At 36.7% G+C, this 23,458-nt stretch carries 20 protein-coding genes; 16 read left to right on the top strand and 4 right to left on the bottom strand.

Translation table 11 applies throughout. The features are described 5' to 3' along the window. The first annotated feature begins 268 nt into the window (after positions 1 to 268). The 9 genes from A3EM_RS0128095 (at position 269) to A3EM_RS0128050 (ending at position 10,251) form a co-directional block, all read left to right on the top strand. Positions 269 to 1,123, top strand: a complete 855-nt coding sequence (locus tag A3EM_RS0128095; protein WP_157638125.1) for a methyltransferase domain-containing protein — start codon at positions 269 to 271, stop codon at positions 1,121 to 1,123. After that, a complete protein-coding gene (locus A3EM_RS0128090) occupies positions 1,110 to 2,324 on the top strand; it encodes a glycosyltransferase family 4 protein (protein ID WP_020531587.1) in 1,215 nt (404 codons plus the stop codon). Before A3EM_RS0128095 ends, A3EM_RS0128090 begins: the two co-directional genes overlap by 14 nt. Then, positions 2,321 to 3,226 carry an NAD-dependent epimerase/dehydratase family protein gene (locus A3EM_RS0128085; protein ID WP_020531586.1) on the top strand — a complete coding sequence of 302 codons (906 nt, stop codon included), beginning with the start codon at positions 2,321 to 2,323 and terminating at the stop codon, positions 3,224 to 3,226. The genes A3EM_RS0128090 and A3EM_RS0128085 overlap by 4 nt, the downstream gene beginning before the upstream one ends. A gap of 81 nt (positions 3,227 to 3,307) precedes the next feature. Continuing rightward, entirely contained in the window at positions 3,308 to 4,744 is a 1,437-nt protein-coding gene (locus tag A3EM_RS0128080) for an MBOAT family O-acyltransferase (protein WP_020531585.1), read from the top strand. Positions 4,745 to 4,747: 3 nt separating this feature from the next. Then, positions 4,748 to 5,614: a hypothetical protein gene (locus A3EM_RS0128075; RefSeq protein WP_020531584.1), complete on the top strand. Its 867-nt coding sequence runs from the start codon at positions 4,748 to 4,750 to the stop codon at positions 5,612 to 5,614. A 150-nt stretch (positions 5,615 to 5,764) separates the two neighbouring features. Beyond that, a complete protein-coding gene (locus A3EM_RS0128070; protein ID WP_020531583.1) occupies positions 5,765 to 6,889 on the top strand; it encodes a DegT/DnrJ/EryC1/StrS family aminotransferase in 1,125 nt (374 codons plus the stop codon). A 358-nt stretch (positions 6,890 to 7,247) separates the two neighbouring features. Then, the gene (locus tag A3EM_RS0128060) at positions 7,248 to 7,826 is read left to right on the top strand and encodes an acyltransferase (RefSeq protein ID WP_020531581.1); all 579 of its coding nucleotides are present in this window, start codon (positions 7,248 to 7,250) and stop codon (positions 7,824 to 7,826) included. A gap of 26 nt (positions 7,827 to 7,852) precedes the next feature. Beyond that, positions 7,853 to 8,818 carry a Gfo/Idh/MocA family protein gene (locus A3EM_RS0128055; protein ID WP_020531580.1) on the top strand — a complete coding sequence of 322 codons (966 nt, stop codon included), beginning with the start codon at positions 7,853 to 7,855 and terminating at the stop codon, positions 8,816 to 8,818. A gap of 440 nt (positions 8,819 to 9,258) precedes the next feature. Next, complete coding sequence (locus tag A3EM_RS0128050) at positions 9,259 to 10,251, top strand: UDP-GlcNAc--UDP-phosphate GlcNAc-1-phosphate transferase (protein WP_044239987.1); 993 nt, start codon at positions 9,259 to 9,261, stop codon at positions 10,249 to 10,251. 384 nt (positions 10,252 to 10,635) lie between these two features. Here A3EM_RS0128050 and A3EM_RS0128045 read toward each other — a convergent pair whose 3' ends face one another. Beyond that, complete coding sequence (locus A3EM_RS0128045; RefSeq protein WP_157638124.1) at positions 10,636 to 12,201, bottom strand: arylsulfatase; 1,566 nt, start codon at positions 12,199 to 12,201, stop codon at positions 10,636 to 10,638. A gap of 205 nt (positions 12,202 to 12,406) precedes the next feature. Here A3EM_RS0128045 and A3EM_RS0128035 point away from each other — a divergent pair, with 205 nt between their 5' ends. Continuing rightward, positions 12,407 to 12,856: a hypothetical protein gene (locus A3EM_RS0128035; protein ID WP_020531576.1), complete on the top strand. Its 450-nt coding sequence runs from the start codon at positions 12,407 to 12,409 to the stop codon at positions 12,854 to 12,856. A gap of 61 nt (positions 12,857 to 12,917) precedes the next feature. Here A3EM_RS0128035 and A3EM_RS0128030 read toward each other — a convergent pair whose 3' ends face one another. The 3 genes from A3EM_RS0128030 to A3EM_RS0128015 form a co-directional block, all read right to left on the bottom strand. Continuing rightward, positions 12,918 to 13,964 carry a saccharopine dehydrogenase family protein gene (locus A3EM_RS0128030; RefSeq protein ID WP_020531575.1) on the bottom strand — a complete coding sequence of 349 codons (1,047 nt, stop codon included), beginning with the start codon at positions 13,962 to 13,964 and terminating at the stop codon, positions 12,918 to 12,920. Positions 13,965 to 14,373: 409 nt separating this feature from the next. After that, positions 14,374 to 14,751, bottom strand: a complete 378-nt coding sequence (locus tag A3EM_RS0128020) for a hypothetical protein (protein ID WP_020531573.1) — start codon at positions 14,749 to 14,751, stop codon at positions 14,374 to 14,376. Positions 14,752 to 14,963: 212 nt separating this feature from the next. Continuing rightward, on the bottom strand, positions 14,964 to 15,746 hold the full coding sequence (locus A3EM_RS0128015; RefSeq protein ID WP_020531572.1) for an O-methyltransferase: 783 nt from the start codon (positions 15,744 to 15,746) through the stop codon (positions 14,964 to 14,966). A gap of 236 nt (positions 15,747 to 15,982) precedes the next feature. On the opposite strand from A3EM_RS0128015, the gene ychF reads away from it, so the two are divergent. From ychF to A3EM_RS43850, 6 genes are all read left to right on the top strand, one after another. Beyond that, entirely contained in the window at positions 15,983 to 17,080 is a 1,098-nt protein-coding gene (gene ychF / locus A3EM_RS0128005) for a redox-regulated ATPase YchF (RefSeq protein ID WP_020531570.1), read from the top strand. 141 nt (positions 17,081 to 17,221) lie between these two features. After that, on the top strand, positions 17,222 to 18,346 hold the full coding sequence (locus tag A3EM_RS0128000) for a glycosyltransferase family protein (protein ID WP_020531569.1): 1,125 nt from the start codon (positions 17,222 to 17,224) through the stop codon (positions 18,344 to 18,346). 273 nt (positions 18,347 to 18,619) lie between these two features. Beyond that, on the top strand, positions 18,620 to 19,300 hold the full coding sequence (locus A3EM_RS0127995) for a metal-dependent transcriptional regulator (protein ID WP_026210637.1): 681 nt from the start codon (positions 18,620 to 18,622) through the stop codon (positions 19,298 to 19,300). Positions 19,301 to 19,318: 18 nt separating this feature from the next. Next, the gene (locus tag A3EM_RS0127990; RefSeq protein ID WP_020531567.1) at positions 19,319 to 20,380 is read left to right on the top strand and encodes a M42 family metallopeptidase; all 1,062 of its coding nucleotides are present in this window, start codon (positions 19,319 to 19,321) and stop codon (positions 20,378 to 20,380) included. Between the two features lie 157 nt (positions 20,381 to 20,537). After that, a complete protein-coding gene (locus A3EM_RS0127985; RefSeq protein ID WP_020531566.1) occupies positions 20,538 to 21,356 on the top strand; it encodes an energy transducer TonB in 819 nt (272 codons plus the stop codon). 181 nt (positions 21,357 to 21,537) lie between these two features. Further along, positions 21,538 to 23,409: a M23 family metallopeptidase gene (locus tag A3EM_RS43850; protein ID WP_020531565.1), complete on the top strand. Its 1,872-nt coding sequence runs from the start codon at positions 21,538 to 21,540 to the stop codon at positions 23,407 to 23,409. The last annotated feature ends 49 nt before the right edge of the window (positions 23,410 to 23,458 follow it).

Genomic DNA, 23,458 nt, shown 5'->3' with positions numbered 1-23,458 from the left:
CAGAAAACTTTACTTTTATAATTTAGGGAAATTAAAAGGAAATTTAGATTTGACTATTTGGTTTACAGTATGACTAAATGTTTTACTAATAACAAATAATAGAATAGCCACAGTAATAATAATTTGGGCAAAATAGAAAATTATTTTTTAGTATTTCGTGAAGAAAATAAATAAACTAGGGTGAATAAATTATTACAAACTGTTTAGTTACAAAAAAATGTTTTTAGGAAAAGATATTTAAATTTACAAACTGATAAAAAGTGTAAGTGTGAAATATATATATAGACAAACTTTATTTAAAATTTTAGCAAAATTACCGATCAACTTGGGTGATTTTTTTTATCATTCTCTTCAGAAAGCAATCGGAAGTTTAGATTTAAATAAATTTGTAGAAAGACAGCAAAAAGACCTTGAAAAGGTAACAAAAGTAGCTGAAAAACTAAATATATCGTTTGAAAACAGTACAGTTGTAGAAATTGGGTCTGGATGGGCACCTGTTACCCCTTATATTTTTATTCATTTTTTGAAAGCACTTAGAGTACTTACTTATGATATTAATGAGCATTATTCACAGAATAGGATAAAAGAATTAAATAATATATTTATAAATAAATTTCCAAAGGAGTTCAAAAATATAAATGGATTACCTGATTCAATAAGATATTTTCCTAATACGGATATAATTAAAAACCCTCCAAAATCAGGCTCTGTGGATTTCGTGTATAGTAGAAATGTACTTGAGCATATTAGTCCAAATAATCTCTTTTCAATTCATAAGATTGCTATAGATTTTTTAAAACCAAATGGTAAATTAATTCATCTCGTATCTCCGAGCGATCATAGAGCCTATTCGGATAAAACTCTCTCGTTATGGGATTTTTTACAGTATGGCCAAGGACAATGGGATAGAATCCAAACAAGGTTTGATTATCATAATAGATTAAGATTACCTCAATACATAGATATATTTGAAAAAACAGGTTATAAAGTCATATATAAGTTTCATGATAACCCTAGTGAAATTCCAAAAAACTTCCCCAAAAAAATAGATGATGAATTTGAATCTTTTTCAATTGAGGAATTGACTGCAGGTTCTTTAATTTTTATACTTGAAAAAAATTAATATCCTTTACTTCTACCAGTATTTTGGTACCCCAAAAGGGGGATGGAGTACAAGAGTTTACGAGTTGACAAAGAGATGGGTTATAGAGGGACATAAAATAACTGTTGTTACCTCTCCTTATGATAAATCGGATATAAAAGCTAAAAAACTAATTGAACATTTAACTTTTGAAGGAATAAAAGTAATTGTACTTAATTTTCCCCAATCCAATAAACATTCCTTTTTTTATAGAATTTTCACCTTTTCCCTTTTTTCAATTGTTTCTATTTATTTTGCCTTAACTTTAAATTATAACTGTGTAATAAGTAGTTCTGGGCCAATCACAATAGGTATTCCAGGTTTGGTTGGTAAATACATTAGGAGAAAAAAACTTGTATTTGAAGTTAGAGATCTTTGGCCTCAGGGTGCTATTGAACTTCAATTATTAAATAATAAAAGGGTTCAAAAACTGGCTTACTGGTTTGAAGGATTATGTTATAAGTCCTCTGATTTAATTGTGCCTTGTTCAAACGGGATGGCTCAATCCATTAAGGTAAGATTTCCATCTTCAATTATTACAACTATTCCCAATGCCTCTGACAATCAGTTATTTGGAGGAAGGGATAATCATTTTTTACTTCCAGAATGGACACAAGATAAAAATATATTTATTTATACAGGTTCTATTGGGTTAATGGATAACTGTGAGCAACTTGTAGAGGCTGCAGAAGAATTGAACAATAGAAAGGATAAAAAAAATATAATTGTCATTCTAGGAGAAGGAGCAGAGAAAAAGGAACTAGAGTCCAAAGTTAGGAATAAAGGTCTGACTAATATATTCTTTTTAGGTCTCCTTCCAAAAATGGAGGTCGTGAGTTGGTTAAAAAAAGCCACAGCAGCATTTTTAGTATTTAAAAATATCCCGGTGCTAAATACTTCCTCACCAAATAAATTATTTGACGCATTTGCAGCAGGAGTCCCTATCATTCAAACTACCCAGGGTTGGATAAAAGAATTAGTTGAAGAGGAAGAATGTGGGTTAAATGTTTTACCCAATGATCCTTCAAACATGGCTGATGCTATTCAGCTGGTGGCTGAGAACTCAGAGTTAAGGAATAACCTTGCACTTAATGCTAAAAGAGTAGCTTTGGAAAAATTTGACCGGGATAAGTTGGCAAATAAAATGATAAAAGCTATTGAGGAGGTTGTAAAGAAAAAATGAATACCCTTCTCTCCGGCTCATCAGGCTTCCTGGGTCAGTACCTTCTTCAAAAACTACAACCCAATTGTACTACCATCGGTAGAAGTTCATCCAATGCTATTTTTTGCGATCTTTCCACAGAAATCCCTGTCCTGAATCAACAGTTTGATCTGGTGGTTCATAATGCGGGTAAGGCACATGTAGTGCCTAAGACCCAGGCAGAAAGGGAGGATTTTTTTAAGGTGAATGTGGCAGGTACAAAGCATCTATTGAAAAGTTTGGAGCAATCTCCCGGATTACCCGGTTCCTTTATATTTATCAGCACAGTTGCCGTTTATGGAAGGGAAGTGGGTGAAAATATTGCTGAAAACACCTCCTTAATGGCTCAGGATCCTTATGGAAGGAGTAAGATTGAAGCTGAGGAAATGATCAGGGAATGGGGGAGAGTACATGGAGTGAAAACAGGAATATTAAGATTGCCTTTGATCGTGGGGAATAATCCACCAGGTAACCTTGGGGCTATGATAAAAGCCATTCAAAAAGGGTATTATTTTAATATAGGGCAGGGGCAAGCAAGAAGGAGTATGGTATTGGCTGAGGATGTTGCTGAAATCATTCCCAAGCTAGTTCAAACAGGGGGAACTTTTAACCTGACTGATGGTTGTCATCCCAGCTATTCGGAAATTTCCCAACATATAGGAAAAATGCTCCATAAACCAGTGCGAAACCTTTCTAACTCTATAGCCCTCACCCTAGCAGGTATAGGTTCAGGGATTCAGGTCATGACTCAAAAATCGTTTCCATTCAATAAAAGAGCGTATTCCAAAATGACATCCTCTTTAACTTTTTCGGATGAAAAAGCCAAGGAAGTACTAGGGTGGCAACCTCGTTCTGTATTAGCTCATTTGGATGAGTTGGTTTAATTTATCAGTGACCTAAGCCTTTTTTTAATTATTGATTTATCATTTAAGCTTTAAATAAAATAAGCATTTACATAAGAATTCGTGCTTTTTAATTCATTAGATTTTGCTATATTCCTACCAATAGTTTTTATCCTATATTGGTTTGTTCTACAAAAGAGTATAAAATATCAGAATAGTTTAATAGTTATTGCAAGCTATGTATTTTATGGCTGGTGGGATTGGAGGTTCCTTTCACTTATAATTTTTAGTACTTGTGTTGATTATTTTATTGGATGGTCGCTTTTAAAAAAAGAAAGCAAAAAAAAAAGAAAAATTCTTCTGTGGGTAAGTGTTTTAGTTAATATAGGATTTCTTGGTTTTTTCAAATACTTTAATTTTTTTCTTGAAAACTTTACCAATGCATTTTCATTTTTTGGTGTTGAATTAAAAATATCTTCTTTAAATATTATTTTGCCAGTAGGAATTAGCTTTTATACTTTTCAGACACTTAGTTACACCATTGATGTTTACAAAGGTAAACTTGAACCAACTAAGGATTTTATTGCTTTTGCTGCCTTTGTAAGTTTCTTCCCTCAGTTAGTGGCTGGTCCTATTGAAAGAGCTACCAATCTGCTTTCTCAATTCTTTAAAAGGCAAAGTTTCAGCTATGCAAATTCCTTATTAGGACTCAGGCAGATTATTTGGGGGCTTTTTAAAAAAATAGTAATTGCAGATAATTGTGCTCAATATGCCAATGAAATCTTTAATAATTATCAGGATTACTCTAGTTTAACTCTATTGTTAGGGGCAGTATATTTCTCTTTTCAAATTTATGGTGACTTTTCCGGATATTCTGATATTGCAATTGGTACTGCGCGTCTATTTGGTTTTAAACTAATGAAAAACTTTGCTTACCCATATTTTTCAAGAGATATAGCAGAGTTTTGGAGACGATGGCATATTTCACTTTCTACATGGTTTAGAGATTATTTGTATATACCTCTAGGGGGTAGTAGAGGGGACATTTTAATGAAAGTAAAAAATGTTTTCATAATTTTTATTGTAAGCGGGTTTTGGCATGGAGCTAATTGGACATTTATAATTTGGGGGGCATTAAATGCAATTTATTTTTTACCTCTATTGTTGACAAAAAGGAATAGACGCTATACTACAGATACAGTTGCACAGAATAGTTATTTACCATCATTTCCTGATTTTCTATCTATTACATTTACATATTTCCTTACCGTTTTTGCATGGATCTTTTTTAGATCAGAAAGTCTTAATAAAGCGTATAATTATATTATAGGTATTTTCCATTTTCAATTTGAAATTCAAAGAATTGGATTAGAAAGATACTCAGTTGAGATATTACCACTTATTTTTATATTATTGATTATTGAGTGGAATTCTAGGAATATTGAATTTCCATTATCATCAGTTAAGAAACCATTAATAGCAGAATCTTTAGTTTTAGCTATGATAATAGTTTTTGGTAACTATTCAGATATTCAAAGTTTTATTTATTTTCAATTCTAAAGAATGAGGAAGTTTATTAAATATGTTTTAATTCTAATTCTAATTACGGTTCTTGAGCTATATGGATTTGATTTGTTTTTTACAAAAGTGTATTATGAAGGAGCCCCTAGAGACAAGATTAGTTGGGTAAACTCAATAAAGGATGGTCGTTTTGATTATGTCCTTTTAGGTTCTTCAAGATGTATTAATCATCTACAACCAAAATTAATTGAAAATATATGTGGAAAAAAAGGTTTAAATCTAGGCTATGCGGCATCAGGTCCTGTGGAAATTAAACTTATGCTCAAAAAGGTATTAAATAAATTTCAAGTAGATGAAGTATATATCCAGGTAGATCTAGCCTATAATGATTTGAAGCCAGATGATTTGGCAAGAGTAGTTTGGATGCCATATATCAATGAGGAGGATATTTTCCATGAGCTTATTACTTATGATAATGAATATTATTTTTATAAAGGCATACCTTTTTATAGATATCAATTATTTGAACCAAAAATTGGCATTAGAAATATGAGTTTGGCATTAGCTGGAAAGAAAGCTACTTTTATTGAAGAATTGGGCTTTTCTCCCAATTTTGGTGTATTAAAAAATGGAACATCTAATTTAAAAGAATTAAGTGACAGTGAAAATCCTATTTTTAAATCAATGATTGAACTATGCAAATCAAATAATATTGATTTGTACTTTTTTACTGCTCCAATCTATGATGATAGAACAGATTTTAATATCCTAAATAAGTACCTTCCAAACTATTTTGATTTTTCTGATTCTGTTTCAAAGAAATATTTATTTTCTGATGTTTATCATCTAAACAAGCAAGGAGCAGAATACTTTACTAAAGTTTTTTGTCAGACAGTATTTTCTCACTAATCGCACTTTGTATAATTTTAAAAACTCAACTAGATAAGCCTCACCGAGGGGGAAACTATATTTTGCCAAAATTTCTTCTGCAATTCAAAGACTAAATAGCAAGTTTAAACATTAGAAAATAAGTTACAGTAATACTGATTTTTTAAACTTATGCACAAAATCCAAATGGCTGATTTGTTTGGCCAGTATCAACGAATAAAAGGAGAAGTAGATGAGGAGATGCAGGAGGTGATTACCAACACTTCCTTTATTAATGGTCCTGCGGTAAAAGCTTTTCGAAAAGAGCTGGGGGAATTCAATCAGGTCAATCATGTAATCACTTGTGGGAATGGTACGGATGCCTTGCAATTGGCATTAATGGCTTTGGATTGCCAGCCCGGTGATGAAATTATTCTTCCAGTTTTTACCTATGTGGCTACAGCAGAAGTCATTGCCCTTTTAAAATTAACACCTGTTTTTGTAGATGTTTGTCCCGATCGCTTCACACTTGATCTGGAACAGGTAAAGGCCCGGGTTACTTCCAAAACCAGGGCTATTGTCCCGGTACATTTATTTGGACAATGTGCCGAGATGGAAGCTTTGTTAGCTATTGCAGAAAAAAATAACCTGAAAATAGTGGAAGATGCCGCTCAGTCTTTGGGGGCTCAATATACTTTTTCGAATGGCCACACCCAATACTCAGGAACGATAGGGGATTTGGGAACTACCTCCTTTTTCCCATCGAAAAATCTGGGTTGCTTTGGAGATGGTGGTGCCATATTTACCAATCATGAGGCTTTGGGAGAAATGGCCTGGTTAATGGCCAATCACGGTCAAAAAGTGAAATACCAGCATGAGGTGATTGGTTGTAATTCCAGGTTAGATACTTTACAGGCTGCGGTGCTCAGGGTGAAACTCAAATATTTAAAGGAGTATGAGGCTGCCAGAAGAAGCCTTGCCGATTTTTATGATGCAGAATTGGCAGGCCTGGATGGATTAATTACCCCAAAAAGGTTTAGTGATACGACTCATGTATTTCATCAGTATACCTTGAAAGTGGAGGAGAGAAGGGATGAATTAAAAACTTATTTGGCTGAAGCAGGTATCCCGGCTATGGTCTATTATCCTTTCCCATTGCATTTACAAAAAGCTTATGCCCAAAGGGAGTTTCCAGTTGGAAGTTTTCCCGTAGCTGAGCAACTTTGTAAAGAAGTGCTTTCCCTACCTATGCATACGGAAATGAAGGAGGAGCAGAGGGAGTATATTGTGAGGAAGGTTAAGGAGTTTTTCAAGTAGAAATTAATGAGTGACTATTATTAACTTACCATTGGCTTACTTAAAATATGTTTTATTCAATTCTTTTACTAATGGCTTCAATGGTAAATGATTAGAAGTGAAGGTAAATTTTGCTTTTGATCCCGACATGGAATGGATTTTTCCAGTCGATGAAAAATCAATCCTTGACGGGAACAAAAAAATCTCACCTTCAAAAAGGTTTTCCGAGGAAAATTTTCAGGTACTTGCAAGAGTTTTCCACTATGGACTAGAATAAGTAAGGGGGGATCTGCAAAATTTTCCCACACTAATTTTGAAGGCTTTTTATCTCTATAACTATCTTCAATAAAAAAAAATAGAAAGGTTAGCTATTTTAAAAATGAATAAACAAGATTTTTTTGCACATGAAACGGCTGTCATTGATGAGGGCTGTAGTATTGGAGAAGGAACTAAGATTTGGCATTTTTCCCATATCATGCCGAACTGTAGAATTGGCCGGAAATGTAATATTGGTCAGAATGTGGTGGTTTCTCCTGAGGTAGTGCTGGGTAATAATGTAAAGGTACAGAATAATGTATCTATTTATACCGGAGTCACTTGTGAGGATGATGTGTTTTTAGGACCTTCCATGGTTTTTACGAATGTCATTAATCCCAGGAGTGGGGTCAACCGAAGAGGACAATATGCCAAAACCATCGTAAAGAAAGGGGTATCTATTGGTGCCAATTCCACTATTGTTTGTGGAATCACCTTAGGCGAATATGCCTTTATTGGAGCAGGGACGGTGGTTATCAAAGATGTTCCGGCATATGGCCTGGTGGTAGGTAACCCAGCAAAGCAAATTGGCTGGATGAGTGAGTTCGGGCAAAGGTTAATTTTTGATGATACGCATAAGGCTAAATGTGAGGAAAGTGGGGACTGGTATCAGCTGGAAGGAGGTAAAGTAATCAAATTATAAAAACATAAAAAAGATATAAAAGTTAAATGAAGAGATTTGCATTAACCGGAGCGGCAGGATATATCGCTCCAAGGCACATGAAGGCTATAAAGGATACGAATAATCAATTGGTAGCTGCTTTAGATACTTTCGATAGTGTTGGGGTAATCGATAGCTACTTCCCTTCAGCAGATTTCTTTATAGAATTTGAACGATTTGACAGGCATTTGGATAAATTGAAAAGGAAAGGGGAGCAGATTGATTACCTGAGTGTCTGTACGCCAAATTACCTGCACGACTCTCACATCCGGTTTGGGCTGAGACAGGGGGCAGATGTGATATGCGAAAAACCACTGGTGCTCAATCCCTGGAATGCAGAAGGTTTACAAGAGTATGAAAAGGAATCCGGCAAGCGGATTTACAATATTTTGCAGCTAAGGGTACATCCCAGCATCATTGCCTTAAAGAAAAAAATTGAAGAAGGGCCAAAGGATAAAAAATATGAAATAGATTTAACTTATCTCACTTCCAGAGGACACTGGTATTATACTTCCTGGAAGGGGGATGTAGTGAAATCTGGTGGTATTGCCACTAATATAGGTGTGCATTTTTTTGATATGCTGGGGCATTTATTTGGCAAGGTGCAGGATAATAAAATTCATGTACATACCCATGACAGGGCTTCCGGTTATCTGGAGTTTGAACAGGCCAGGGTGAAATGGTTCCTGAGTATTAATTATGATACAATTCCTGACCACATTAAAGAGTCCGGGGCAAGAACTTACCGATCAATCACCATTGATGGGGAAGAAATTGAATTTAGTGGAGGATTTACAGAATTGCATTCGGTTAGTTATCAGGAGGTATTAAATGGAAATGGTTTTGGGGTAGAGGAGGCCCTTGATTCAATAAAAATTGTCCATCAAATCAGAAATGAGCAACCTATTGGGCTAAAAGGGGAATATCATCCATTAGCTAAATTGCCATTAGCCGAGCATCCATTTAAGGTTTAATCTTAATATCTTCTCAAAACCTCCCCCTAACCCCCTCGGTGAGGGGGATATCACTTTTTCCCCTTTGATGTGGTTTGGCATTCCGAGGGGTAGGGGCATAACCGTCAGGTTAATTCCCTCGCTAGTGAAAATTCAAATAGTTCCTTGCTTAAGTATAAAGCGAAGCGATTACTTAAGCCTTTAAATAAAGGAAAGTTTGTAACTTTTCACAAGACTGGCGATACAATCGCCTTTCTCAACTATCCTCTTTGAAAATGAGGATGATAAATTTGGTTAGCTTGAATCTAGTTTTTACCTTGAAAAATGAGGAAACTTTTTATAATTAAACATATTAAAACTTTAAATACATACATTGTTTTCCCCTCAAGAGGGGATATAGGGGAGGGTTATTAAATACTATTCTATAACCAACATAATTATTTTCCCATTCAAATAAACAATTGGCTTATCTCATTTATTTCATAGTATTTGTTGCGCTTGTGTTGTTGGAAGTGGTTTACTTTCGACTGGCAGATCGGTTTAGTATTATTGATAAGCCGAATGAAAGGAGTTCGCATAAAGGGATCATCATTCGTGGGGGTGGGGTGATATTTTATTTTGCAGGTTTGATTTTCTTTATGCTTTCTAAAGGCAGTTATCCCTGGTTTATTTTGGGTTTGACGCTGGTTGCTCTGATCAGCATGGTGGATGACATGAGACCTGTTCCCAATCGCATTAGAATTTTGTTTCATCTGTCAGGGATTTTGTTATTGATGTTCCAGTTGGATTTAATGAATTTGTTACCCATCTGGGGGTTAGTATTGGTGTTAATATTTACCACAGGTATTGTCAATGCCTTCAATTTTATGGATGGCATTAATGGCATTTCGGGAGGGTACGGCTTAGTTACCATTATTTCTCTACTCATTATTCAATTAAATATTTTTGGCTGGGCTGAGCCAGTTGACTTTATTCAGCTGGATTTTCTGATTTATGTCTTTTTAGGTTTGGTGGTTTTCAACTATTTTAATTTCAGAAAGAAGGCAAAATGTTTTGCAGGGGACGTAGGAAGTGTTTCATTAGCCTTTCTCCTGATTTTTGCCCTATTCAGTTTAATGGTCACTACCGAAAACTTTACCTATATATTATTTTTTGCTGTTTATGGAATTGACAGCATCATCACCATTGCCCAAAGGTTGTTGCGCAGGGAGAATATTTTTAAAGCCCATCGTTCTCATTTTTATCAGTATCTGGCCAATGAAATGGGTATTCCTCATCTTCAAGTGGCGGGAATGTACATGACTGTGCAATTCATCATTAACTTATTGGTGATTTATTATTCTGCACATGCCCCAATTTTCCTTCAGTATATTATGGGGATTGGTATGGTATTATACCTTTCTGTGCTTTACATCTTTTTTAAAATCAGGATAATGAGGAAGGTGTTGGGGTGAAAATGATGCTTTTAAACTGATTGAAATAAGCGTTTTAAACGCTTGGCTCGGCTATCCTCGATGCAAACGAGGATGATAAATTGCTTGAAAAATAAACCAGTGTACAAGTGGTTGCTTGCGTTAGTTGCTTTTGATTCCTTTCGATTTTCTCCCCCTGGCCCCCTCGGGGCTAATCTTGTAGGGTTTTTAAAAATGTAATTAGTGAGAAAATCCAATTTCCTCCCCCTAACCCCCTCACCGAGGGGGAAGTAAACTTTCCTTTATGGAAATGATTTCCAATTTAAAACTACAGGTCCACCACCTAATCACAAATTCCTAATCCCTAATATCTAACCCCTAACCACAAATATCTAACCCCTAATCACTAACCCCAGTCCCTAACAACTAACTCTCAACCTCTAACTTCCATGCTTCATAGCTTTCTAATAATTCCTTTAGTTTCTCCGGATTGGTTGGCGCTAAATTATTGAGTTCCGTGGGGTCTTTGGCCAGGTGGTAAAGTTCCCAGCCTTCTCCGTTGAGGTTTACAATTTTCCAGTCTCCTTTTCTGTACATTCTGAATCTTTCTGTGAATCCGGAAATAATTTGTTTTGGGGGTGTTCTGGTTTCGCCTTTGAATATGGGCATAAGTGAGGTGCCATGCAGGGGCAGGGTTGATTTCCCTTTATAATTTTCCGGATACTGGACTCCTGCTGCTTCCAGAAAGGTAGGATAAAAATCTACCAAATGACCGGGCTGGTCGCTGATTACTCCTTTTTCTTTAATGACAGATGGCCAATTGGCAATCAGGTGGGTATGGCTGCCGCCTTCATGGCCATATTGCTTAAAATACCGGAAGGGGGTATTGCCAGCATTGGCCCAGGCTGCGCTTAGTGTACGGTAGGAATCGGGTGTTCCTGGCGGATGATCAAAATCTTTATTGCTGTCATAAGGGCAGGAACCATTGTCTGACAAGTAAAGGATTAAGGTATTTTCCCTTTTGTCATTTTCCTCCAGCCATTGTATTACTCTTCCAATGTTTTTGTCCATGCGATGCACCATGGCTGCAAATACAGACATTTCCAGATCCAGTTCATCCTGTTCCTCTTCCGATAATGTTTCCCACGGTCTGTAAAGGGGAATTTTTCCCCTGATTTCTAAATTGTCTTTTTTATGTCCCCTGAATTTATTGATATTTCCTTCTGGCGGGCTGAGTCTGGCCTGTTCAGGAATCAAACCTAATGTTTTAATGCGTTCAAAACGCTCCTTCCTTATCTTATCCCAGCCTTTTTTATACTTTCCTCTAAATTTGGCAATCTCTTCTTCGGGTGCCTGCAAGGGATAATGAGCTGCATGGTAGGGCAGATAGAGTAAAAATGGCTTTTCCTTTTGCTTGGCTTCTTCCAGGTATTTGATGGCATAGTCGGTAATGACATCTGTTTTATAAAACTCCTTTCCCTTAAAAGGAATTTCTGAAGCTTTGAGTGTGTCTCCATTTAGGATAAAAGGCCTTTCAAATTCACCCCCCGGAGGAATGAAAAATTCATTGGTAGCCCAGAAAGTAAATGACTGGTCCATTACATTTTTAGCATAACAATGCTCCGGGACCCAGTTTTTGAAATGTTCTTTGCCCGATTGGGCAGTGTAATAGCCGGCATCCCGCAGGAGTTGGGCGAAATTTATGGCCTGGTCATTTCCCTGATAAAGACCTGTATGCATCACAGTCCTGGTTGTTTCGCATTTGGCCATATTGTAGAACTGGGAGAACCTGATTCCCTGACTGGCCAACTGATCCAGATTGGGTGTAGGGATTTCTCCTCCATAGCAGGATATATCAGAAAACCCAATATCATCGCCCATAATAAGGACAATATTAGGTCGGTTTTCCTGGGTGGTTTCTTCTGGTTTTTGGGAGGTTTTAGCACAGCCTAAAAAGGCCAAACAAATGAGCAATAAGGTGGTTGTTTTCATTGTCAGTAATTTAGTAGAATTTGCCGTAATTTATAAAGGGAATGGCTGTCAAACAATTTTGAAAGGACAATTGCTAAGGATATGGTGTTTAAAGCAAAAAGAATGGTGGAATGGGTCCGGGATTAAAAATCAGGATGGCGCATGAGCTAAATCAAAAAAATCTCTACTAACTTAAAACCTAATTAAATCAAGGTGTGAATTGAATATGGACGTTTCTGAATATCTGATAAAAGCCTTAACGGTATTTTTGCTGAGTTTGTGGAAAACTTATGTGGGACCTGCTTTGAGTTTTGGTTTTGGGTTTTCCTATTTTGAAATGGTGATTTTTAATTATAGTGCAGCTTTAATAAGTGCTTTGGTCTCCCTTTATTTTGCCCCAAATATTGTGGCTTTCATCAGGAGGTTGTTTAAAATGAAACCAAAACCCTATAATGCCAGGTGGCGGAAAATTCTGGTTTTCTGGAATAAATATGGCTTTTATGGAGTGATGGTACTTTCCCCGATTTTGATCAGTATTCCCCTGGGGGCAATCATTTCACAAAGATTTAAAACACCCGCTCCGAAAATTTTGATTTACCTTTCGGTGATGGTATTGTTTTGGTCAAGCCTGGCCTATTTTCTGGCTAAATTTGGAATGAGTTCATGGATGGAATAAAGGGTGGGAGTCAGAAACTGATGGATAGAATTCTGACCTAAGGTTTCCTGAGATGTGATCTTTAGACATCCTCCCTGACGACCGAATCCACTTTCAAAATAAAATCTTTCCCAAAGGCTTTGGATGGCGTATAGAATCCCGGAGCCAGCTTCGATTCCATAAGTTTTTCTGCTGATTTTAGAGCAGTGATGGCGGTGAGGGTATAACCTTCCGGAGTCTCCAATCTGGCCGCAACTTTTTGACCATGAGCATTTTCTACCTGTCCCCAAAAATAACTCCTGCTGGTTTTTCTCATTTGTTCATCTGGCCCTGTTACTTTATTCCTTATTTTAGCCTGCATTTGTTTCTTCACAAAACCAATCCCAAAAAACCAGCGGAGATATCGCATTCTTTTCATGTTTTTAATCAGGTTCTTTGGGGCAATCATAAAAACTTTGATATTGGGTATTCCGGTGCTGTAAAAGGCAGTAGAAACATCACCCCAGGGGATAGTAGCACCAAGTCTGTTTTTTCCATTTATGAAAATTTCCTTTACCTGGTAGGCAGGAGGAACTAATTTAATTGCCCCATTTTCTCTGATTGATCCGCCTTTGTGCAGGTTTTCAGCCATGGTTAATGCTGTCCCTCTTGAGAACTTACCAACGCCCTGCCATGCCAGTTCCAGGCTGTTGGCATCCGGTAATTTTTCGTACAGATACCTGGCAAGGCAATCGGAGGGTACTACATCGAAACCGGTTCCTGGCAATAAAACTATGCCGGCCTCTTTGGCTTTTTTATCCTGAGTGGCTATCCATTCAAATACTTCCAGTTCTCCGGTTACATCCAAATAATGGGTTTTGGTTTTCAGGCAGGCATTTACCATTATTTCTGCAGTGTGGGAATAGGGGCCGGCAATATGCAAAACTAAATCGTGCCTGGAAAGTACCTTCTCAAGCAATTGAGTTTCATTTAGCGAAAATACTTCAAAAGGAAGATTGAGTGCTTCAGCCAGTTTTTTAGTTTTTTCTGGATTTCTTCCTGCTAAAGTTGGTTTATATCCTTTTTCTTTTGCCAGTCTTGAGATTAGTTCGCCTGTATAGCCATAGGCTCCATAAATGAGGAAATTCATGTGTCAGAATGGTTTTATCAATGTGACGCCCGGTTTCCTTGTTACAAAAAAATAGGATAATTAATGGTACCAATTCCCATTGGAATCGTCAATCTGCTATTTTCAAAAATGAAGGATTACCATGACTTCTTTATTTTTCAAGTAGAGGAAAAATAGTAAAAAAATCTTTGCCTTCAAAAAGGTTATCAGGAGAAAGGGGGATAAGTATCGGCACATTTTCCCCAAGCAACTCAAAAAGGAAATGCCAAAATCCCTTATGATTTCTCACTCTAATTTTGAGGGTATTTTCAATTCTAAAAGCAAGTCAATCTTATACTAAAAAAATCCCGGATAAATTCCGGGATTTTTAACCTAACTAACCTAATACAAAACTAAAATCAAACTTACTCATGAACTCTACTTTATTATCTTAATTTACTCTTCCTTTACTTTTGGAATGTTTTTGTCCCTTATAAACTGTGAAGCTACGCTGCTCTTCATGTTGTGTCACAATCGCTTTCCCCTCCTCCGTACTATTACTTTTGTTTTTATTCAACTTATGGTTGTTTTCCTTAAAGTTGTTGCTGGTTGGTGCAGAAACCACAGGGGTTGCTAATTCTTTTTCATTGCTGAATGATTTATTGAATTTATAATTATTCGCCAAAGGGCTACTTGATTGTTGATAGGTCATGACTGTTGTTTCATTCTTTTTGTTCTTGGAATCATTTCCTGTTCCCGGATCTGCCATTACACTAAATGAAACCATGGTAGCTAAAGCAACAATTCCTATTTTTTTTAAAGTTTTCATTTTATGCTGATTTTATGATTTAAATAATGTTTGATTTTGATTACATTACAAATATGAAGAGGCTGTAGGGGCTTTGAAATTCCAAAGTAGCCAACAAGAAAATGAAAGGAGCGAAGGGGAAGTAAGAAGGAGAGAAACCACCTCTAATGAAGTTAAAGTAAACTAAATTCCGGGAAGGAGCCTACGTGAATAATAGAGAGAGAAGAAAAGATTTAGAAGCGTAGGGTAAAATGCTGTTTGGGTTGCTTTTTTCGGAAAAAGACTATACCAATCTGGAACAAATCTACACTCAGGGCCACCTGAGGATGCGCTTTGATTTCTTCCCAGGCTTTGGTCATTCCTTCCGACCAATAAATATCATCAAAAATGAAGACTGAGTTTTCATGCACTTTTTCCAGACAGGTTTCAAAATAACTTAGGGTGGGTTGGTATTGGTGATTGGCATCAAAAAAAACCATATCAATTTCATTTAGTTTTTTTATAGCTGGCTTTAAGGTTTCATCCAGGTTTCCAATACAAATTCTGGGTTTTACTTTTAATTCCTTAAAGTTTTTGGCTGCAATCCTGGCCAGTTCGGGGCACCCTTCAAAGGTAAAAATGGTAGATTTATGGTAGGCTTTGGCCAGGTAGAGGGTATTGATGCCCAGGCAGGTTCCTAATTCCAGTATGGTTTCAGGCTTAAAATAATCCACCAGTTTAAACATCAACTGGCCAAGTTTGGGCTGGCTTATGGAATAGCGGGCAATGTTTGCAATTTTTCGTTCTGGGGCTGGCTGATTTTTAGAACCAGCACCATAATCCATCACCTTAATGGTTTTTTGATCCTTTCGGAGTTTATTTCTTAAATCTTCAATGACATCAAAAGCATAATATTTTTTGTCTGGAGCAATCACCTGGGTGTACAGATCGAATACAAAAGGGGAATGAAGACCATGGGCATTTTGTGCTTTTAATAGGTATTTTATAAAGGATTGGATGGTATGTAATTTTCCCAATTGGACTTATTGTATTTTAGTTTCTCCTCAGAATGATTTTCCCAAAGAAAATTCATATTCAAATAATAATGAAATACCCACTCAATTTTAATCGGGTAAATATTAATTCTTAGGCCTTTTGAATACCGATTCAGGATATCTTGCTATCTTTGCACTTTCAAAAATTTATCCTGTCAGTTTGGATGATTTTGGAGAAGTTAAAAAATTTGATTCTTTAAAATAATTATTAGAAATATATGGCACTAAGATGTGGGATAGTAGGTCTGCCAAACGTTGGGAAATCCACTTTGTTCAATGCTTTATCGAGCAATAAAGCAGAAGCTGCGAATTATCCATTCTGTACGATTGAGCCCAATGTAGGGATCGTAACTGTTCCTGATCCGAGGTTGAAAATTTTGGAGAGTTTAGTAAATCCACAGAAGGTTTTGCCAACTACTATTGAGTTTGTGGATATTGCCGGATTGGTGGAAGGTGCAAGTAAAGGGGAAGGATTGGGAAATCAGTTTTTGGCCAATATCAGAGAAGTAGATGCAATTATTCATGTAAACAGGTGCTTCCAGGATGATAATATAGTGCATGTGGCTGGTCGTGTGGATCCGGTAGGGGATAAGGAAATTATCGATACAGAATTGCAATTGAAGGACCTGGATACCATTGAAAAGCGAATTCAGAAAAATGCCAAGGTGGCTAAAACAGGGGATAAGGATGCTAAGAAATCCCTTGAAATGCTGGAAAAAATAAAGTCTCATCTGGAGAGTGGAAAAAATGTGCGGATTATGGATGCCAATGAGGAGGAAAAAGAATTTATTGATGAACTGTTTTTGCTTACCGCCAAGCCGGTAATTTACCTGGCCAATGTGGATGAAGGGTCGATTCAGGAAGGGAATGAATATGTGGAAGCCCTTAAAGAAAGTGCCAGGGAAGAAGATGCTCAGGTAATTACAATTTGTGCTGGAATTGAATCGCAAATTGCTGTTTTGGAAGACGAAGAAGAAAAAGCCATGTTTTTAGATGAATATGGTTTGGAAGAATCGGGTTTGAATAAACTGATCAGGGCTTCATATGCTTTATTGAATTTAATTACCTACTTCACCGCTGGAGAAAAGGAAGTAAGGGCCTGGACCATAGAAAAAGGCTGGAAGGCTCCTCAGGCAGCGGGTGTCATTCACTCCGATTTTGAAAGAGGATTTATTCGGGCAGAAGTGATTAAAATAGCTGATTATCAGCAGTATAAAACTGAAGCTGGATGTAGGGAGGCTGGAAAACTGGCGGTGGAAGGAAAGGAGTATGTGGTGGAAGATGGCGATGTGATGCATTTTAGATTTAATGTTTAGGAACTAGGGGTTAGGGATTAGGTGTTAGGGATTGGGAAACTGACACATAACCTCAAAAAAAGTACTGTTATTGAATTAGCAGTACTTTTTTTGTTTCTCCACTAAAATGATAATTTTTGAGCGTTGCAAGACTTAAAATTTATGACCAGGAAAAAGATTGTACTTGCCTCAGTGCTCAAACCTATAGATGATACCCGAATGTTTGAAAAATTTGGGCAATCCCTTGCTGGTGATTTTGAAGTACATATCATAGGTTATAAAGCGAATGTTCCAGCGGGTTTTCCCAATCTCTTCTTTTATCCCCTTTTTGATTTTTCCTCAAAAAAACAAAAACGACTCAGGTCAAGCCAGTTGTTTCTGGATGAAATTCAAAAAATTAAACCGGATGTATTAATTGTGCATGCGGTGGAATTATTACCCGCAGCGATGTGGTATAAAACTCTCCACCGAAAGGTTAAATTGATTTATGATGTTCGGGAAAATTATTTTAGGAATATAATTTACCAACCTAATTATAAGGGGTTATTTAAATATGTGCTTGCATTTGGTATCCGGTTTTTGGAAATCCTTTCCCGGGTGTTTGTGACACATTATATACTTGCCGAAAGAAATTATGATAAAGAGTTCTGGTTTGCCCGAGGGAAAAATACCATTCTTGAAAATAAATATAGAAAAATCCCTCACCTGAAAACCAGGAAAAATTTGAACACACAAAGCCCTGTATTTATCCATGGCGGAACACTTTCTGAAGTTTATGGCACTTTAGAGGCGATTAATTTTGTGGAGCAATTGAGACTGGCCGGAATGGATGCCAGGCTTCATCTCATTGGAAATGTAGCCAGCGAAAATGTTAAAAAAAGGATAGCCGGTTTATCACAAAAAAATAATTACATTTGCGCAACTTTGGGCAATCCGCTTATCCCTCATTACCAGTTGATGGAGGCTTATTTGGAAGCTGATTTTGCCCTTTTGAGTTATAAGCCAAATAATAGTACTTCAAATTGTATTCCTACCAAATTATACGAATGCCTGGCAAATCAAATTCCAATGGTTATTCAAAATAATGCTTTGTGGGAAAATATTTGTAAGCCATATGAGGCTGCTTTATTTATTGATTTTGAAAATTTTTCTGCTCAGGGCGTGATAAATACAATCAGGGAAAAACCATTTTATACTAATGTGGAAGGGATTTCGGAAAATTGCATTTGGGATAACAGGGAGGAAAAATTACTTTTGGAACTAGTGCTACATGCATTAAATAAGTAGCAGGAGTTTGGGATTGATAGTCAGCTTGTTAACCCTCTGATGAACCACAGTTATTTCATTAGGACAAACGCTTTGCTAGTTGCAATAGTGGAATCAGCAGGGGCTGTATGCTCTAAATAGTTGCTTTAGGTTTTTTATAAATGGTTAATTATCAGGTAGTTAAAGCGGAAAAGAGATTAGCGAGCAAGCCCTAATGAACAGCATTTGAAAATAAGCTTATCGGAATAGGTCATAAGCTTGTTTTGTTTTAATAAATTAGAAAAGATTCACCAATTGGACAATTTTGAGTTAAATTATTCCAACTTCAGTCATGCTGAGGAAAACTATGTAAAAACCATTTACCATCTGTCTGAGAAGGGTGAAGATGTTTCTACAACAGCCATTGCAGAAGAACTAAAAACAAAACCTGCTTCTGTAAGTGATATGATCCGCAAACTTGCTCAGAAAAAGGTGATCAACTATGTGAAATACAAAGGGGTAAATCTTACGGAAGAAGGGGAGAAAATTGCCTTATGGATAGTAAGAAAGCACAGGCTTTGGGAGGTGTTTTTGGTAGAAAAACTAAAGTTCAACTGGGATGAAGTACATGAAGTAGCTGAGCAGTTGGAACACATCAAATCAAAAAGAATGATAGACCAATTGGAGGATTTTTTAGGCTTTCCTAAATTTGATCCCCATGGTGATCCCATCCCCGATAAAGAAGGAAAAATTCATTTTATTCCTGCAAAGCCGCTATCAGAGGCTCCAATAGCTAAAATTCTGAAGGTTGTTTCGGTAAGTGATGGAAATCCGGAGCTGTTGAGGTATTTGGATAAGGTTGGAGTGGCTATTGGAAGTAAATTGAAAATTGTGGAAAAAATCACCTTTGATGATTCAATAGAATTGATTATTGATGATAAAGATACCAGACTTGTTTCAAAAATTGTAGCAGACAATATTTTAGTAGTAGACTAAAAAAGAGCGCAGATAAAAATGAAAATTAATACCGACTTACTTAAAGAAATTTGCAATACTCCTGGAGCTCCCGGATACGAGAGTAAAATCAGAGGAAGGATCATTCAGGAAATTGAAAACCATGTAGATGAGCTTAAAATTGATAATATCGGAAATATAATTGCCATCAAAAAAGGCAGCGATAATCCCGATAATAAGAAGTTCATGCTGGCTGCTCATATGGATGAAATAAGTTTTATCGTCACGCATATCGATGACAATGGATTCCTGAAATTCCATACGCTTGGTGGTTTTGATCCCAAAACACTTACTTCCATGCGGGTAACCGTTCATGGCTCCAAGGATCTGGTAGGGGTAATGGGGAGCAAACCCATCCATATCATGACTCCGGATGAACGGAATGCAGCCCCAAAAATTAAGGATTTTTATATTGACCTTGGCTTACCGAAGGAAGAAGTTGAAAAATATGTAGAGATAGGAACTCCTATTACCAGAAGACAGGAGTTTTTGGAAATTGGTGAACTGGTGAATGGCAAGTCCATGGACAACAGGATTTCTGTTTTTATCCTTATTGAAGTCTTGAAAAGATTGCAACAAAATCCCTATGATGTTTATGCCGTATTTACCGTGCAGGAAGAGGTGGGGATAAGAGGTGCAAATGTCTCCTCACATACCATTAACCCTGATTTCGGGTTGGCGATTGATGTAACCATTGCCAATGATACCCCTGGTATCCCCGATTTTGAAAAAGTAACAGAACTGGGAAAAGGAACAGCTATTAAAGTAATGGACTCTGCTACTATTTGCGACTACCGGATGGTAAAATTCCTTAAGCAAACCGCCAATAAAAACGGAATAAAATGGCAGGCAGAGATTTTAACAGCTGGTGGAACTGACACTGCCGGAATTCAGAGAATGGGAAAAAACGGGGCAATTGCCGGGGCGATTTCCATCCCGTTAAGATACGTTCATCAAGTGATAGAAATGGCTCATCCTGCTGATATTTCAGCAAGTATTGAGCTCATTTTAGCAGCTTCGGAAGTGATCAATAAGTTTGACTGGGACCATTCTAATCAGTAAATAGGGCTATAAATTTGATTTTTTTAAGAAAATGGAATTATTTACACCATTCTTTTGATTTTAATAATATATAGTTATAAATTGCTGAAAATTTCTGTAAGTATTTTTGAAAGAATTTTTGAATTATATTCACAACTATTGAAATAAATAAAAAGCTATGTTAAGATTATTAGATGCAATGGGTTTATTTGGGTTGCTCGTGTTTTTTGTAGCCCTGATGATCGGACTTGTGCAATTATTCAGGTACCTAATCAAAAAGAAAAGTGATGAATTAATTGCAGAAGGAAGAGAATCAGACCTGTTAGAAAAGAAATTTTATTCTGTAGATGTAAATAAGTATAGCGGTCTTTTAGGAAATATTGGACTTGCTATAAGTTTGGCCATCGTTTTAGCCGCTTTTGAGTATCCTGATTTCGAAGAGCAATCTTTGGTAGATCTTGGTGTGCTTGATTCAGAAATGGAAGAAATGATGGAAATTCCTCCAACCGAGCAATTACCTCCTCCTCCTCCAAAAATCCAACAGCCTGAAATTGTAGAGGTGCCGGATGAAGAGGAAATTGAAGAAGAAATTGAGGTTGACCTTGATATGGAAGCAGATGAGGAAACTGTGGTTGAAGAAATCGTAGTGGATGAAGAGCCGGAAGTTGAAGAGCAGGTTGATGAGATTTTCGAGATTGTGGAGGAAAGTGCTGAACCAGTTGGTGGTTATGCTGCATTCTACAAGTTTGTAAAGAAAAATATGAAGTATCCAAACCAGGCCAAGAGAATGGGTGTGGAAGGAAAAGTTTATGTTCAGTTTGTAATTGACAAAGATGGTACAATTACTAATGTGAACGTAATTAGAGGAATTGGCGCAGGATGTGACGAAGAAGCTGCAAGAGTAATGAACCTTGCTCCAAAATGGAAACCTGGTAAGCAAAGGGGTAGATCAGTAAAACAAAGAATCGTTTTACCTATCAACTTTAAACTAGGATAATCAGTCCAAACCTTAGGTTTGTATAAAGCCTGATTAAAAATTTTGAAAGAAAGCCCGACTTATGTTGGGCTTTTTTATTTTTGCATTTCTTTAATACTGGTACATTTTAAGTACTATAATATTATATCCAATGTCATTTTTGGGTATATAAATTTCAATTGGTTATCCTGTTGATATCTGTATGTATAAAGCATTTTTTTACCTGACTTTTATTTTTTTTAACCTTTCATACTGTTTTGGGCAGTCCAATGGAAATGGAGTTTATGATCAGTCTTATCTGTTTCCCGTAAAACCGGGGCAAAGAAATTACCTTTCCGGATCGATGGGAGAATTGAGAAGCAACCATTTTCATGGAGGCCTGGATATTAAAACAGATGGAAGAGAAGGCCTTCCTATTTATGCGGCAAGAGATGGATATATTTATAGGATAAAAGTTTCAAGTTATGGATATGGAAGAGTGTTGTATATGCAGCATTCGGATGGGAGGAGAACTGTTTATGCCCACCTTCAAAAATTTGATGAAGCCATTTCCCAATATGTGCTGGAGAATCAATATGCACAGGAAACTTTTGAAATTGAGCTATTTCCAAAGCCTGGAATGTTTGCTTTTAAAAAGGGGGATATCATTGCACTTTCAGGAAATACTGGTTCTTCCGGAGGACCCCACCTGCATTTTGAAATCAGAGAAGCCAATGATGCAGTTTTAAATCCATTGGAATTTAATTATTTGGAAATAAAGGATAATATCGCTCCCACTCCTTTTCGAATAGCGGTGAAGACCTTTGGAAAAAATTCCAGAATTAATGGAAAGTTTGGAAGGGAGGAAGTGAGCCTTTCCCGCATTGGAAGAAATCTGTATAAAGCTAATAGCACCATAGTGATGGAAGGCACAATTGGTGTGGAATTTCAGGGTACAGACCGGGCCAATCAGACGAGTAACCATTATGGCATAAATAAAGCTGTTCTGGAATTGGATGGCAGGGAAATTTACCGCCATGAAATTGATTCCGTACCATTCGAATATAGCCGAATGATCAATATTTTTACGGATCATGAAAGGTGGACCACTAAAAGGCAGCGGTTTCAGAAGTGTTATTTTATAGATGGGAATATGCTTCCATTCTATGAAGATAGTCCCGGAAATGGGTTCATTTCACTTCATGATCAGGATAAACATGAATTAAAGCTGAGTATTTTTGACGGTAAAAATAATAAAACCACTATTTTAATACCCCTCACCAAAACTTCTCAGTATTCGGCTTTAAATGCGGAAGCTACGCATGGGGAAATCTATGAAAATGTGCTTTATCTGGAGTCCATGCAAAATTGGCTTACATTCCATTTAGGTGATTTTAATTACCAGCTTAGGCCGGATTATAAAAAGGGAAATCAGTATGTTTATCTATGGGATATGCGACTGGGGATGCCAGATTCGATTATGGAAAATGGATTAAAACTGGATCATCATTTTAAGTACACTTTTTACCCCAATACTACTACCACATTTTTCGATTCACTGGCAGATATCACAGTTCCCTATGGGGCTATTAATGATACCTTATACCTTAGCACCTGGAATGAGAATGGGGAGTTTAGAGTCAATAATATTTATACACCACTATTTCATCCAATTACCTTCAGGTATAAGCCGGATACCCTTGCTCTTGGAAAGAATTATAAAAACTTAAAGGTATATTATATTGATGAGCGCAACAGCAAAAATTACAGAGGTGGAAATTGGGTTAATGGGGAAATTGAGTTTAAAACCATGGCATTGGGAAGGTTTCGACTCCTTGAAGACAATGTCATTCCTTCTATTCGGGTAATAAACAGAAGTCCGTACTACCTCCGCTTTACAATACACGACAGTTTATCAGGGATTGATAAGTATGAGTTGCGGGTGAATGGAGAATGGGTGTTGATGAATTATGATCATCGGAAAAATGTAATTTGGTCTGAGTTACTGGATAAAAAGAAACCCTTAAAAGGACCATTGGAACTCAAAGTCTGGGACAAGGCAGGGAATATGAGAACTTATAAAAGCAGGTTATAAAGGAGAAAAAAGCGTATAAAGCCACTGGAAATCTGATAATAGAATTAAA

Source organism: Flexithrix dorotheae DSM 6795 (assembly GCF_000379765.1).
In the GTDB taxonomy this organism is placed as follows: domain Bacteria; phylum Bacteroidota; class Bacteroidia; order Cytophagales; family Flammeovirgaceae; genus Flexithrix; species Flexithrix dorotheae.
The sequence above is the reverse complement of the archived record's forward strand: the minus strand, read 5'-3'. Positions and strand labels throughout refer to the sequence as shown.